We start from the raw sequence: 13,861 nt of genomic DNA on the forward strand, positions 1-13,861 counted from the left end.
AACATCTGGTTTACAGCATATTGCGAATCACATAATGCAATATGCCATCGTTCTGGTAGTACGTCAGCTCAGTGGCGGTATCAATGCGGCAGCGACAGTCAATGATTTCTTGCTTACCGTCCGTCCGCGTCAGCGTTACCGGCACTGTTGTCCCCGGCTGTAAAGCCTGCAGGTTACCGATATCAATCCTTTCCTCTCCGCTTAAGCCCAGCGTCTTACGCGTAACGCCTTGCGGGAATTCCAGCGGCAATATTCCCATTCCAATCAGGTTAGAGCGATGGATACGTTCGAAAGACTCAGCGATGACAACCCTGACGCCAAGCAAGCGCGGCCCTTTTGCCGCCCAGTCGCGGCTGGAACCGGAACCGTACTCTTTCCCGGCGATCACCGCCAGCGGCGTCCCCTCTTCCTTGTACAACATTGCGGCATCGTAAATAGCAATCGGCTCACTATCCGGAAGATGGCGCGTCATCCCGCCCTCCACACCTGGTACCATTTCGTTACGAATACGAATATTGGCGAACGTACCGCGCATCATCACCTCGTGATTCCCGCGACGGGAACCGTAGGAGTTAAAATCAGTACGTTCAACACCATGGTTTAGCAAATAACGCCCGGCGGGACTCTCGGCTTTGATACTGCCTGCCGGAGAGATATGGTCAGTGGTAACCGAGTCCCCCAGCATCGCCAGAATACGCGCGCCATGAATATCTTCCACCGGTTTGGGTTCAGCCGCCATCTCATCAAAGAAGGGTGACAGGCGAATATAGGTTGAATCGTCTTGCCAGTCGTAAGTGTCCGACCGTTCTACTTTTATCGCCTTCCACTCGGCGGTGCCTTCAAACACCTCCGCATACTCTTTACGGAACATCTGCGTCGACACTTGCTCCACCGCGCGGGCGACCTCCTCGCCACTCGGCCAGATATCTTTCAGATACACCGGTTGCCCGTCTTTACCCCGTCCCAACGGCTCACGAGTCAGATCAAGGTTCATGTTCCCCGCCAGAGCATAGGCCACCACCAACGGCGGCGAAGCCAGCCAGTTGGTTTTCACCAGCGGGTGAATTCGCCCTTCGAAGTTACGGTTACCCGAAAGGACCGCGCCGACAGTCAGATCCCCCTGCCTGATGGCGCGCTCAATCGGATCCGGTAGCGGTCCGGAGTTACCAATACAGGTAGTACAACCATAGCCCACCAGATTAAAACCCAGTTCATCAAGATAAGGCGTCAGTTTCGCGTGGGCCAGATAGTCGGAAACCACTTTCGACCCCGGCGCCAGCGACGCTTTTACCCACGGCTGCGGTTTCAGGCCCAGTTCGACGGCATTTTTGGCCAGCAAACCGGCGGCCATCAGTACGCTGGGGTTTGACGTATTGGTACAGGAGGTAATCGCGGCAATAACCACCGCCCCATCCGGCAATGAATATTGCTGTCCGTTCAGCGTATAGTCGATCGGTCGTTTATCTTTTTGCGCGTGGTTAACCTCCAGTTCTGTACTGGCAGCAAACGCCTTTGGCACGTCCCCGAGGGCAACCCGATCTTGTGGACGTTTCGGACCAGCCAGACTGGCTTCTACGGTTGCCATATCCAGCGCCAGTGTGCTGGTAAAGACGGGTTCATCCCCGGGCCGACGCCACATTCCCTGCGCTTTCGCATAGGCTTCGACCAGCGCCACCTGCTCTTCGCTGCGCCCGGTCAGGCGCATATAGTCAAGCGTCACAGCATCAACGGGAAAGAAACCGCAGGTCGCACCGTATTCCGGTGACATATTGGCAATTGTCGCGCGATCCGCGAGGGGAAGTGAGTCGAGGCCATCACCATAGAATTCAACAAATTTACCCACTACGCCGTGTTTGCGCAGCATCTGAGTCACGGTAAGCACCAGGTCCGTCGCGGTAATCCCCTCTCGCAGCTTACCGCTCAGCTTGAAGCCAACGACATCCGGGATCAGCATCGAAACCGGCTGCCCCAGCATCGCGGCTTCCGCTTCAATACCGCCGACGCCCCAGCCCAGCACACCAAGGCCGTTAATCATGGTAGTGTGCGAATCGGTGCCGACCAGCGTGTCCGGAAAGGCTACCCATTCCCCCTCTTGCTGTTCGCTCCATACGGCGCGACCAAGATACTCAAGGTTAACCTGGTGGCAAATCCCGGTCCCCGGCGGCACGACGCTAAAGCGACTGAATGCCTGCTGTCCCCAGCGTAAAAAGACATAACGCTCATGGTTCCGCGCCATCTCAAGGCGGACGTTTTCTGCAAAGGCATCATCATCGCCAAAGCGATCTACGGTGACCGAATGGTCAATGACCAGATCGACGGGGGAAAGCGGGTTCACTTTGGCGGTGTCGCCTCCCAGGCGTTTTACCGCTTCACGCATTGCCGCCAGATCCACGACGGCGGGGACGCCCGTAAAATCCTGCATCAGTACTCGCGCCGGACGGTAGGCGATTTCTCGGTCGGCATGGGCCTGTTTCAACCATCCGGCAAGGGCGTGAATATCTTCGGCGGTCACTGAATCACCATCCTGCCAGCGCAGAAGGTTTTCCAGAAGTACTTTAAGCGATTTGGGCAAACGCGACAGATCGCCCAGTTCTTTGGCAGCCAGCGGTAAGCTGTAGTAGTGCCAGGTTTTACCTTTAACCTGTAACGAATCCTTGCTGGCTGCGCGTAGGGTTGACGACATAGCTCCTCCTTTACCTTAGGGATAGTATCTCCTGCTGCTCCTCAGGGTTATTATTAAAGATAACACATCTTTTGCGTAACATTTTGATAACACCCCAAATTGCTAAAAGAGGCAAAAAGTATGATGCCAGGAAAGTTGAATAATATGCGTGAAAATAATGAGAGAATTTGAAAGAGGCTAATTGTGCTAACAAAGGTATTGTATTAGTACGCGAGTACGATAAAAAACTGATCGCCGTTATTCTGGCGATCAGTTCAGGAGAGTAGATTGACGGAAAAACTCTTCAAAAGAAAAATCATATACGCCTTATTACCGCTGTATTATCAGATGGGAATAATTCGCAAATCTTTTTTGTCATAAAAATGACACAGATCTTTTAACAGGTAATGTGCTCTAGTTTAGAAACCAAATGTTGCAGACAACCAGAGCAATGATGCTCCAGAACATCGCAAGCCCAAGGATAACGGCGCTCCAGGCCTTACTTCTTAAAACCGGATCTATCTCGGTCTTGTCACGCTCCTGTGACATCGCTAACTTCATATAATCGATATCACTAATCATTCTTCCACCACCAATTGCTAAAAATAACTTAGTACAGATAAATCTTAATTATGGATTTTGTATTAATCCAGTGAATTTACTTTTCGACAGATATCTTTCATCATTATTTTGATCGAAACAGGTATATTCGCAAATATGTTATGGGGAGTTAGCGAAACTGTGATTCAAACGAGGTTAAATTATTCGCTTCCAGGCCATTATTAAATTTGGCATCCCCTGGAGGATGCCATTATTTTTTACAGGGTTATTTTTCCGGTAACTTAATATCTTTGAACATGGCTTCAATATCTTCATTTGAGCGCAGGGCAACGGCCGTATCGACCACATCTCTGGTTAAATGCGGCGCAAATCGTTGAATAAAATCATACATATAGCTTCTTAAGAAGGTACTGCGACGAAACCCTATCTTTGTGGTGCTGTGGCTAAAAATGCCGTGGGCGTCAAGCTTAACCAAATCGGGATCAGACACAGGATCCACCGCCATGCTGGCTATCACCCCTACCCCGAGCCCTAGTCGGACGTAGGTTTTAATCACGTCGGCGTCCGTCGCGGTGAAAACAATGCGCGGCGTGAGTCCGGCACGGTTAAACGCCGTATCCAGTTCGGAGCGCCCGGTAAACCCAAAAGTGTAGGTCACCAGCGGATACTGGGCCAGCTCTTCTATTGAAACCGACCCCTGAGAGGCCAGCGGATGCTCTGGTGTGACAACGATCGATCGGTTCCAGTGATAGCACGGCAACATAACCAAATCATCATAGAGATGGAGCGCTTCAGTCGCGATGGCAAAGTCAGCATTGCCCTTTGAAACAGCTTCGGCGATTTGTGTCGGTGAGCCCTGATGCATGTGCAACGAGACGCGAGGATAGCGTTCAATAAAGCCTTTGATGACGCCCGGTAGCGCATAACGGGCTTGCGTATGCGTGGTTGCAACATACAGTGAACCTTTGTCAGGCCAGGTATGCTCGCCCGCCACCGACTTTATCGCCTCCACCTTCGACAAGACTTCACGCGCGATGCGTATGATCTCCTGCCCTGCTGGCGTGACCTGAGTCAAGTGTTTACCACTGCGAGCAAAAATCTGAACGCCCAGTTCATCTTCCAGCATGCGGACCTGTTTGCTGATGCCGGGCTGTGAGGTATACAAACCTTCAGCAGTAGAGGAAACATTCAGATTATGGTTAACAACCTCAACGATGTAGCGGAGTTGCTGTAGTTTCATGGCTGATATCCAAATAGCGCGTAAAATGAACCCGCTTAATACATTTTACGTTCAGGTCACTTCCTGGCCGGCGCACTTGTCTGGCCATCCCTGCGATTCGCCATATGGCGTCACAACGCATCCTGAAGACGGTGATGTATAAGACGATTTGATAATAAAGAAACGGTTAACTATAACCACTATATCATTTATATCTACAGTGTATAGATACCAACGAAAAATAATAAGCTGGTTATAAGAGGAGATAAAGCGCAACAAAATGCGCAAGCGCCATACCGCACGATTAAAAAGGGCCGCAATGCGGCCCTCACTACCAGTGATAAAGGTTATTTCTTCGCTTCAGTCCATTGCCCGTCAATATAGAAAGCGGACCAGCCGGTCGCTTTGCCGTCTTTCTCCGAAGCGACATATTGCTGCTTCGTCTTACGGCTAAAGCGCACCATCGTTTTATTACCCTGCGGATCTTTCTGCGGCGCATCGGCCAGATAACGCAGTTTCTCCGCCAGACGATCGCGGAAACGATACAGTTCTTCCACCAGCGGCGCACGGGTTTCGCGTGATTTAGGGAAAGTGCTGGCAGCCAGGAAGACGCCCGCCGCACCATCACGCAGAACGAAGTAGGCGTCTGATTTCTCGCAGGGAAGTTCCGGCAGTGGAACCGGATCTTCTTTCGGCGGGGCTACCTCGCCATTACGCAGGATTTTACGCGTGTTTTTACATTCATCGTTAGTACAGGCCATGTACTTACCAAAACGCCCCATCTTCAGGTGCATTTCTGAACCACATTTTTCACACTCAACGATCGGACCATCATAGCCCTTGATGCGGAATTCGCCCTCTTCAATCTCGTAACCATCACAGGTCGGGTTATTGCCGCAGACATGCAGCTTACGCTTCGGATCGATAAGGTAACTGTCCATCGCAGTGCCGCACTTTTTACAGCGACGTTTGGCGCGTAACGCATTGGTTTCCGCGTCATCGCCTTCCAGCACGTTAAGGACTTCGTTTTCCGGTACCAGATTAATGGTGGTTTTACAGCGCTCTTTCGGCGACAACGCATACCCTGAACAGCCGAGGAACACCCCGGTGCTGGCGGTGCGAATCCCCATCTTGCGCCCGCAGGTTGGACAATCGATGCTGGTCAGTACCATCGGGTTTGGCTGCATGCCCCCCACTTCCGGATCTTTCTCCGCGGTTTCCAGTTGCGCAGTGAAGTCGCCAAAGAAGTGGTCGAGCACCTGTTTCCATTCAGCCTGATGATTGGCCACCTGGTCGAGTCGGTCTTCCATTTGTGCGGTAAAATCGTAGTTCATCAAATCGCGGAAGTTTTCTTCCAGACGATCGGTGACAATTTCTCCCATTTTTTCCGCATAGAAACGACGGTTTTCCACTCGTACATAACCGCGGTCCTGGATAGTCGAAATAATCGAGGCATAGGTGGACGGACGACCAATCCCACGTTTTTCCAGCTCTTTCACCAGCGACGCTTCACTAAAACGCGCGGGCGGCTTAGTAAAGTGCTGCGCGGGCGTCAGCTCAACCAGACTGAGGCGGTCACCTTTGTTTACCACAGGTAAGGTACGATCTTCATCGCCTTTACGCAGAGCTGGCATTACTTTCGTCCAGCCGTCAAAGCGCAGCGTACGACCGCGCGCTTTCAGTTTGAAATCCCCGGCTTTTACCGTCAGCGTGGTGGAGTCATACTGCGCAGGCGTCATCTGACAGGCGACGAACTGACGCCAGATCAACTGATACAGTTTCTGCGCGTCAGATTCCATATCTTTCAGCGTTTCGGCCAGCACATTGACATCGGAAGGACGGATCGCCTCGTGCGCCTCCTGCGAGTTTTCTTTGCTGGCGTACTGGTTAGCGCTCGCCGGAAGATATTTTTTACCGAATTTATCATCGATATAGTCGCGCACCATATTCAGCGCGTCCTGGCTGAGGTTCGTCGAATCGGTACGCATATAGGTAATATAGCCCGCTTCGTAGAGACGCTGCGCCATCATCATGGTTTTCTTCACGCCGAATCCCAGACGCGTGCTGGCGGCCTGCTGCAGCGTCGAGGTGATAAAGGGCGCGCCAGGCTTGCTGCTGGTCGGCTTATCTTCACGCTCCAGCACGCTGTAGCTGGCGTTTTCAAGCAGCGCGACCGCCGCCATAGTTTCATCACGGCTAACCGGGCGGAACGGTTTATCACCGTTATGCGTCACCTGCAGTTGTAATGCCTCGCCGTCCGGCGTCGTGGTACTGGCGTCAACCTCCCAGAACTCTTCCGGAACGAATGCTTTAATTTCGCGCTCGCGTTCCACCACCAGACGTACGGCAACGGACTGGACGCGGCCGGCAGACAAACCACGGGCAATTTTTTTCCACAGCAGTGGAGAAACCATATAGCCCACCACGCGATCCATAAAACGGCGCGCCTGCTGAGCATTAACCCGGTCGATATTCAGTTCGCCAGGCTTTTCGAAGGCCTGACGAATGGCATTTTTGGTGATCTCGTTGAACACCACGCGGCTATAGCGCTGTTCATCACCACCGATAACTTCCCGCAGGTGCCATGCAATCGCTTCCCCTTCGCGGTCAAGGTCGGTTGCGAGGTAGATGTGGTCAGCTTTTTCCGCCAACTGTTTGAGTTCTGAAACGACCTTTTCTTTACCCGGAAGTATTTCATAGTGCGCATTCCAGTCATGCCACGGGTCCACGCCCATACGATTAACCAGAGCGCCACGTTCATCCTTCTTAGGCTTTTTAGCCCCTTTGGTGGAGGTAGAGTCGGCGCTCTTTTTGGAAGCTGAGCCACTGGTCGGCAAATCGCGGATATGACCGACGCTGGATTTAACCACGTAGTCACTACCCAGATACTTATTGATCGTTTTGGCTTTTGCCGGGGACTCAACGATAACGAGAGCTTTACCCATATTCACCTTTACCTAATTTGATTCATCCAGAATACATCGCACATTGATTCACCATCCACGGGAAACACGTCACAACCAATGTTGCGTCGTTATCGATGGATATCAACCCTTTGCACCGGTTTCACATCCATAAAACCAGTTAGCTGAGTTAGCTGGCTTTTTCTGGCCTGGCGACATAGCACGAATAATTTTTGGCCGAATGTCAAGCAAATCTGTTACCAGATCGCTGAAAGCGTCACACTGTACCTGATAAAATTCGTTACGCAACTTTATTAGCATGCAAAAGCAAATCCCGCCACTAAACTGATGTTTATTAAGCGCCTGCGAATACCCTTGTAAGCACAGTGGAATATTTGCCCCGCGCCGCCGCGCGGCGTAGACTAACCGGTAAGAATCACAGGAGGTATTTATGCAAGGTACAACCCAACCAATCGATCGCCAGACGTTGCTGGAAAAAGCCAACACGCTTATTCGCGAACATGAAGATACGTTAGCCGGGATCGAGGCCACCGATGTCGTTCAGCGTAACGGCGTACTGGTATTCAGCGGCGAGTTCTATCTTGATGAACAGGGGCTGCCCACGGCGAAAAGTACGGCGGTATTTAATATGTTCAAATACCTTGCGCACCAGTTGTCCGATAAGTATCACCTGGCGGATTAAAAATGGCTTACCGGCCAGATATGGCAACGCGAGGTTTTAGCCTCGCGTCTTCTTTGTTTTTGTTTACATGAGCGGGGTTACATCAGCGGCTTTTGCCCACGCTGCCACCAGCGCAGCAGTAGCTTGTCGGCGCTTTCCGCCGCGCTGCCGGTAAAACGATCGAGCATTTTCTTACGCTGTTGGTAGCGCACGCTGATAACCTCATGTTTTTCCATCAGCCCCAGCAGCAGTTCATCACTGGTTTCCACCGCGTCCACAAGGCCCTTTTCCAGCGCCTGAACGCCGTACCAGTGTTCTCCAGTGGCCACCTGCTCAATATCCAGCGTTGGCCGCATTTGATGAACAAAGTCTTTAAATAACCGATGGGTATCATTCAGATCTTCACGGAATTTCTGCCGCCCTTCTTCCGTATTTTCACCCAGCATCGTCAGGGTGCGCTTGTATTGACCGGCGGTATGCAGCTCAATATCAATATCTTTGTTCTTCAGGAAGCGATTAATGTTCGGGATCTGCGCCACAACACCAATCGAGCCAAGAATCGCAAACGGCGCGGCGACAATTCGGTTCGCCACGCAGGCCATCATATAACCTCCGCTGGCCGCCACCTTATCTACCGCTACCGTCAACGGGATCTGTTTGTCACGCAAGCGTTGCAGTTGCGAAGCGGCAAGGCCATAACCGTGGACCACGCCGCCGGGACTTTCGAGGCGAATCACGACCTGGTCACGCGCTTTTACCGCCGCCAGAACAGCGGTGATCTCTTCCCGCAGGCTGCTGACTTCATGGGCATCCATGCTGCCTTTAAAATCCAGCACCCAAACCCGCGATTTCGCGTCTGGCTCCGCGGTACCCAGCTTTGCCCGGGCCTTTGCGGCCTTTGCTTCCTGCTTGTGCTTTTTCTTTTGCACTTTATGCCACCGCTTCTGCTGCGGGCCATCAAGCAACGAAACCGCCAGATCTTCCTTCATATCCTTATACTGCTCGCTAAGATTGGTCACCCGGAGCTCCCCGCGCTGCTTCTTGCGCTGAGTCAGGTTAACAATAATGGCGACGATAACCGCAATTGCGACGACAATCGTCGCGATTTTTGCCAAAAACAGGCCGTATTGAGCAAGTAACTCCACGTTTTCACCTTGTGTAAACCACTGACGTTGACGCACAGTGTACATCAGCCGTCCGCGATAAGTCTTTGTGCTTTGTGTTACGCGTGAGGCGCAATCCTGTTTTTTCAGCGACGATAAAATCGTTGCAAGATATTAATTCTCTGACGTGTTTCCGTTTCGCCGATTGCAATAGCGAGCGCTTTAGGGCATAAAGCGCAAAAGTGAGAGACCTAATAGCAAGCGCGATCGTCAGCCGATCGCTTGAGAGGAGTCGCCGTGCATTATCAACCGCAACGTCACCTGTTACAGGACCGCATCATCCTTGTTACCGGCGCCAGCGACGGCATTGGCCGTGAAGCCGCGCTGACCTATTCCCGCTATAGCGCCAGCGTCATCCTGGTCGGTCGTAATGAAGAGAAGTTGCGCGGCGTCGCCCACGAGATTCAGCAGGCGGGCGGGATCCCTGCCCAGTGGTTTGTTCTGGACCTGTTAACCTGCACGCCACAGGCGTGCCAGCAACTGGCGCAGAAGATAGCCATCCACTACCCGCGCCTTGACGGCGTGCTGCACAACGCCGGTATGCTCGGCGATGTTTGCCCCATGGACCAACAAAAACCCGAAGTATGGCAAGAAGTTATGCAGGTGAACGTTAACGCCACCTTTATGCTCACTCAGGCGCTGCTTCCTTTATTACTTAAATCTGAATCAGGTTCGCTGGTTTTTACCTCTTCCAGCGTTGGCCGCCAGGGACGAGCCAACTGGGGGGCCTACGCAGCATCTAAATTTGCCACCGAAGGCATGATGCAGGTGCTGGCCGAAGAGTACCAAAGCCGCCATCTGCGGGTTAACTGTATTAATCCTGGCGGTACCCGTACTAAAATGCGTGCCAATGCTTTCCCAACGGAAGATCCGCAAAAATTGAAAACGCCCGCCGATATCATGCCTGTTTATCTGTGGCTGATGGGCGACGACAGCCGTCGCAAGACGGGAATGACTTTTGATGCCCAGCCGGGGCGCAAACCAGGAATCGCACGATGAGTGATGAACGCTACCGCGAACGCCAGCAGCGGTTAAAAGATAAGGTTGACGCCCGCGTGGCGGCGGCCCAGGAAGAGCGCGGCATTATCATTGTCTTTACCGGCAACGGTAAAGGCAAAACCACCGCGGCGTTTGGCACAGTGACCCGCGCCGTCGGGCACGGTAAAAAGGCCGGCGTCGTGCAGTTTATTAAAGGCATCTGGCCGAACGGCGAACGCAATTTGCTCGAACCGCACGGCGTCGAATTCCAGGTAATGGCCACCGGGTTTACCTGGAATACCCAGGATCGCGCAAGCGACACCGCAGCCTGCCTCGCCGTCTGGGAGCATGGTCGCAGAATGCTGGCCGATGAAAGTCTGGATCTCGTTTTGCTCGACGAACTGACCTACATGGTCGCGTATGACTATCTCCCGCTGGACGAGGTGATGACCGCATTGCGCAATCGCCCGGCGCATCAAACGGTAATTATTACCGGTCGCGGTTGCCATCGTGAGATTATCGAACTGGCGGACACCGTCAGCGAGTTACGCCCGGTTAAGCATGCTTTTGACGCCGGAATTAAGGCGCAGATAGGGATCGACTACTAAGTGCACCTTCCGAAGTGTCGATCGCCTGAAGAAGATCTTCATATATCTGTCTGACGTGATGGAAGTCGCCCTATCCCTGGCCTGCATCCATTATGCCAGTTGGCTGACAAATAACCCGGATGCGCTGACCGCATCGATAGCAATTTTACCCAGTTTGCTACGAATCGCGTCAGCCAGCCCGATGGTTGAAAACCCCGTGCAGGAAAACGCGATGACCTCCGCGCCCTCCTTGTACAACATATCGGCGCAGGCCAGCGCACTGGCACGCCCCTCAGGCGTCAGCAAGTCCGTCGTATTGGTCACGCCTTCTGGCCTGGCATAGCGCACCTTTTCCCCCAGCAGGGCACGAAATGGCGCAGGTGCCCCAACACCAATTCCCATCACCGCCACCGGACGCTTCAGCATCGCCGCAATGCTGGCGGAGGCGCTGCCAGCACTTATAACAGGGACACTCACCGCGGCACGCAACTGTGCGAGACCCGGATCGGCCGCACAGCTCAAAAACAGCGCGGTACAGCCTTGCGCCTGTAATGTCTGGCCTGACGCAACAATTTTCGGTATCGCCAGCGCTTCGCTATCGGCATCGAAAATACCGCGTCGTTGATCCGCAATACAGCGACTGATACTCGCAATACCGTACTCTTGCTGAATCAGGCGACCATGTTCCTCAACAAAATGCCGATCGTCATGGGTCAGTACCCGAATAATGCCTAACATCAGCAACCTCCGTCAGTAAAAGCGATGACCGGGAACCAGTACAACTGCTGGCTCATTGGCTTTAAACAGCAACGCCGGGTTGCTGCCCCCCAGTTGCGCACTGCCGTTCTGCACGGAGATCCAGTTTCCTTCCGGCAGGCCAATCACTTCCAGGTGTGGATCAACCACCAACAGCTCGCGTATGCGCTGCTCGCGGGTTTCCCCCTGGTGACCAGCGGGCAGTGCGTTGGTAAAGTGCGGATTGATTTGCAGTGGCACCAGATTGAGCGCATCGAAGCCGCCCGGATCGGTGATTGGCATATCGTTGGTGGTGCGAATCGTCGGGCAGGCCAGATTCGCACCGGCGCTCCAGCCTACGTACAACGCCCCCGTATTGACGGCCTGACGTACAGGATCGATCAGCCCGTATTCACGGCATTTTTTCAGTAGATTAAAGGTATTTCCCCCGCCCACCATCACGATATCCGCCGCAGCAAGGGCCGCCTTCGGATCGTCCACGGTATGAATCCCGGTGATCTCCAGAGACAGCTCCGCCAGCGCCAGTCGCACTTTATCGGTATAAGCATCCCAGCTCTGAGTGACCCCCGCGAAGGGGATAAACACCACCTTACGACGCCCGCCCAGTTGCGCTTTCAGCACAGGAAGTGCGTATTCCAGATAGCCCGTTCCCGGCAGCACCGAATTACTCAACAGCACTAAATTCATGATTTGGGATGCATTCATTTCATTCTCCATACAGTAGGTTACTCAGCAGATCGGCCAGCAGTTTATTCGACAACACCACCGGCAGCGCCACGTGACGGGCGCAAATCTCCTGATGCCACTCGGTGAACCCCATGCAATCAGTGAGGATCACCTCCGCGCCCTGCGCTTCCAGCGAACGGGCGGCGGTGGACAATTCCTCTTCGCTAGCGGTATAAGGTGAGGCAACGGCAAAAACCGGGGGCCGTTGCGCACCCCGCCACTTTTCCCGTTCACTGGCGACTTGAGACGCCAGCGGCACCAGAATACCGGCACGGCGCTCGCCCACCAGCGCATTGAGCGTCGGAGGCAGAATCTGGTCTGGTTCCATCAGCCATGCTTTTTTGCTGTGCAGCCCGTGAAATTCGCCGGTACAGAGGAGAGCGATAAGTTCGCAGCCTTGCGCCTCCAGATCGTCAATCTTCTGCTGCAGCGCTTCACCCACTGCCGGTTTCCCCATTACCACTGCACGACCGTCCAGCAGGCGTGAGGTAAGCAACGCATCACCCGGTTGCGGTGCGAAGCGCGCAGCAATCGCTGCGTCGTCCAGCCCGTCAAGCACCCCGGCATGCAGGCACGCCACATGAGCAGGCAGTGCGGCGTCGAGGATCGGCGTGATATCCCTACGCGGCGCCTGACCGATGGTCAGCGTACCGATTTTGCGTATTGCCATGTCACACTCCCGGCTGACGTTTTTGCAGGTGCGCCAGTGAACCGTACAGATCCAGCAGGCGCTGATACTCCGCTTTATCAAAGAAGTGGCAGGTGCCGCGGGTAAACTCTTTCGCCACTTCTACTGCATATTTGCAGACCAGTGCGATATCCGTTTCATGGCTTGCGCCAGTACCGCAGCCCGGCACGGTGCTGACGGCCGTGATCGCGACGCCAACCACCGGTGCAGTGGTGGCAATGGATGGCTGTAAAATACTGTTGATGTGGTATACACCGTTACCGTACGGCGTAATATCCTGAGTGGTGATCGGGAACGTGACCGGTAACTGCCCGGTGGTCATCTCCATCACCCGCAATAGATCGTCTGAGACGCGCAAAACATAGCCCGATTTCACCGTCGGAGAAATGGCGAAGCCTTTGTGATTGATGACGCGGTTGCCTTTAGTAGTATCGATAGAGAGCACCGCATCCATCTCGTCGGAAACTTCCTGTTCGTTCATATCTTCGGTTTCCACCGGAGAATCCATAAAATCGACCGGTTCGTGTGGACGTGTCGGCGCATCAGGGCAGATATGGGTGCTCACAATCACATCGCCTGGCAGGCTATCGCCCTGACGCTGCATCTCAGCCAACTTGAGCGCACTGGCAATCGCCGCCACCGCGCCATCAGCATCCGAAACCAGGCCGATACGGCCCGGACGTGCGCCAATACCGCCGAGACGCCCTACGATTCCCAGTGTCGGCGCACTGCCGCCGCTACGTTTCCCCTCGGTGCCCGGGATAACGATGTTTACGAAATCAGTACTGCCTTTCGGACCGCTGACCGCTTTCAAGCTGACGTCGATGCCAGGGTATTCCGCCAGCAGTTTCTTCACCTTTTCGCCGCTGGCATACGCGCTGTCGAGTAATTCAAAAACCTGAATGGTCTGTTTTAAGCTCATACTATTTTCCTTTG

Annotated in this window: 12 protein-coding genes; 3 read left to right on the forward strand and 9 right to left on the reverse strand. The window is 53.6% G+C overall.

Annotation, left to right across the window (positions count from 1 at the left end):
* Nucleotides 1-10: 10 nt before the first annotated feature.
* The 4 genes from acnA to topA form a co-directional block, all read right to left on the reverse strand.
* Nucleotides 11-2,683: an aconitate hydratase AcnA gene (acnA, locus tag FN037_RS09115; protein WP_142502062.1), complete on the reverse strand. Its 2,673-nt coding sequence runs from the start codon at nt 2,681-2,683 to the stop codon at nt 11-13.
* A 393-nt stretch (nt 2,684-3,076) separates the two neighbouring features.
* On the reverse strand, nt 3,077-3,244 hold the full coding sequence (locus tag FN037_RS09120; protein WP_138362672.1) for a YmiA family putative membrane protein: 168 nt from the start codon (nt 3,242-3,244) through the stop codon (nt 3,077-3,079).
* 244 nt (nt 3,245-3,488) lie between these two features.
* Entirely contained in the window at nt 3,489-4,463 is a 975-nt protein-coding gene (cysB, locus tag FN037_RS09125) for an HTH-type transcriptional regulator CysB (protein ID WP_138362671.1), read from the reverse strand.
* Between the two features lie 326 nt (nt 4,464-4,789).
* Complete coding sequence (gene topA, locus FN037_RS09130) at nt 4,790-7,387, reverse strand: type I DNA topoisomerase (protein WP_142502063.1); 2,598 nt, start codon at nt 7,385-7,387, stop codon at nt 4,790-4,792.
* Nucleotides 7,388-7,796: 409 nt separating this feature from the next.
* On the opposite strand from topA, the gene FN037_RS09135 reads away from it, so the two are divergent.
* Complete coding sequence (locus tag FN037_RS09135; RefSeq protein WP_138362669.1) at nt 7,797-8,048, forward strand: YciN family protein; 252 nt, start codon at nt 7,797-7,799, stop codon at nt 8,046-8,048.
* A gap of 77 nt (nt 8,049-8,125) precedes the next feature.
* On the opposite strand, the gene sohB is transcribed toward FN037_RS09135, so the two are convergent.
* Nucleotides 8,126-9,172 (reverse strand): protease SohB, encoded by a 1,047-nt coding sequence (sohB, locus tag FN037_RS09140; protein WP_138362668.1) that lies wholly within the window; start codon nt 9,170-9,172, stop codon nt 8,126-8,128.
* Between the two features lie 255 nt (nt 9,173-9,427).
* Here sohB and FN037_RS09145 point away from each other — a divergent pair, with 255 nt between their 5' ends.
* Both FN037_RS09145 and cobO read left to right on the forward strand, forming a co-directional pair.
* A complete protein-coding gene (locus FN037_RS09145) occupies nt 9,428-10,189 on the forward strand; it encodes a YciK family oxidoreductase (RefSeq protein ID WP_142502064.1) in 762 nt (253 codons plus the stop codon).
* Entirely contained in the window at nt 10,186-10,776 is a 591-nt protein-coding gene (gene cobO / locus FN037_RS09150) for a cob(I)yrinic acid a,c-diamide adenosyltransferase (protein WP_138362666.1), read from the forward strand. The genes FN037_RS09145 and cobO overlap by 4 nt, the downstream gene beginning before the upstream one ends.
* 90 nt (nt 10,777-10,866) lie before the next feature.
* Here the strand turns inward: cobO and FN037_RS09155 are convergent, their stop codons facing one another.
* The 4 genes from FN037_RS09155 to FN037_RS09170 are packed head-to-tail and all read right to left on the reverse strand — an operon-like array spanning nt 10,867 to nt 13,847.
* Nucleotides 10,867-11,493 carry an aspartate/glutamate racemase family protein gene (locus FN037_RS09155; RefSeq protein WP_138362665.1) on the reverse strand — a complete coding sequence of 209 codons (627 nt, stop codon included), beginning with the start codon at nt 11,491-11,493 and terminating at the stop codon, nt 10,867-10,869.
* A gap of 12 nt (nt 11,494-11,505) precedes the next feature.
* Nucleotides 11,506-12,198, reverse strand: a complete 693-nt coding sequence (gene pepE / locus FN037_RS09160) for a dipeptidase PepE (protein ID WP_142502422.1) — start codon at nt 12,196-12,198, stop codon at nt 11,506-11,508.
* Between the two features lie 19 nt (nt 12,199-12,217).
* Nucleotides 12,218-12,907 carry an AroM family protein gene (locus FN037_RS09165; protein WP_138362664.1) on the reverse strand — a complete coding sequence of 230 codons (690 nt, stop codon included), beginning with the start codon at nt 12,905-12,907 and terminating at the stop codon, nt 12,218-12,220.
* A gap of 1 nt (nt 12,908) precedes the next feature.
* Nucleotides 12,909-13,847: a DUF1177 domain-containing protein gene (locus tag FN037_RS09170; protein ID WP_142502065.1), complete on the reverse strand. Its 939-nt coding sequence runs from the start codon at nt 13,845-13,847 to the stop codon at nt 12,909-12,911.
* Nucleotides 13,848-13,861: the final 14 nt, after the last annotated feature.

This window comes from Klebsiella sp. 2680, from assembly GCF_900198535.1.
GTDB classification, from domain to species: domain Bacteria; phylum Pseudomonadota; class Gammaproteobacteria; order Enterobacterales; family Enterobacteriaceae; genus Klebsiella; species Klebsiella indica.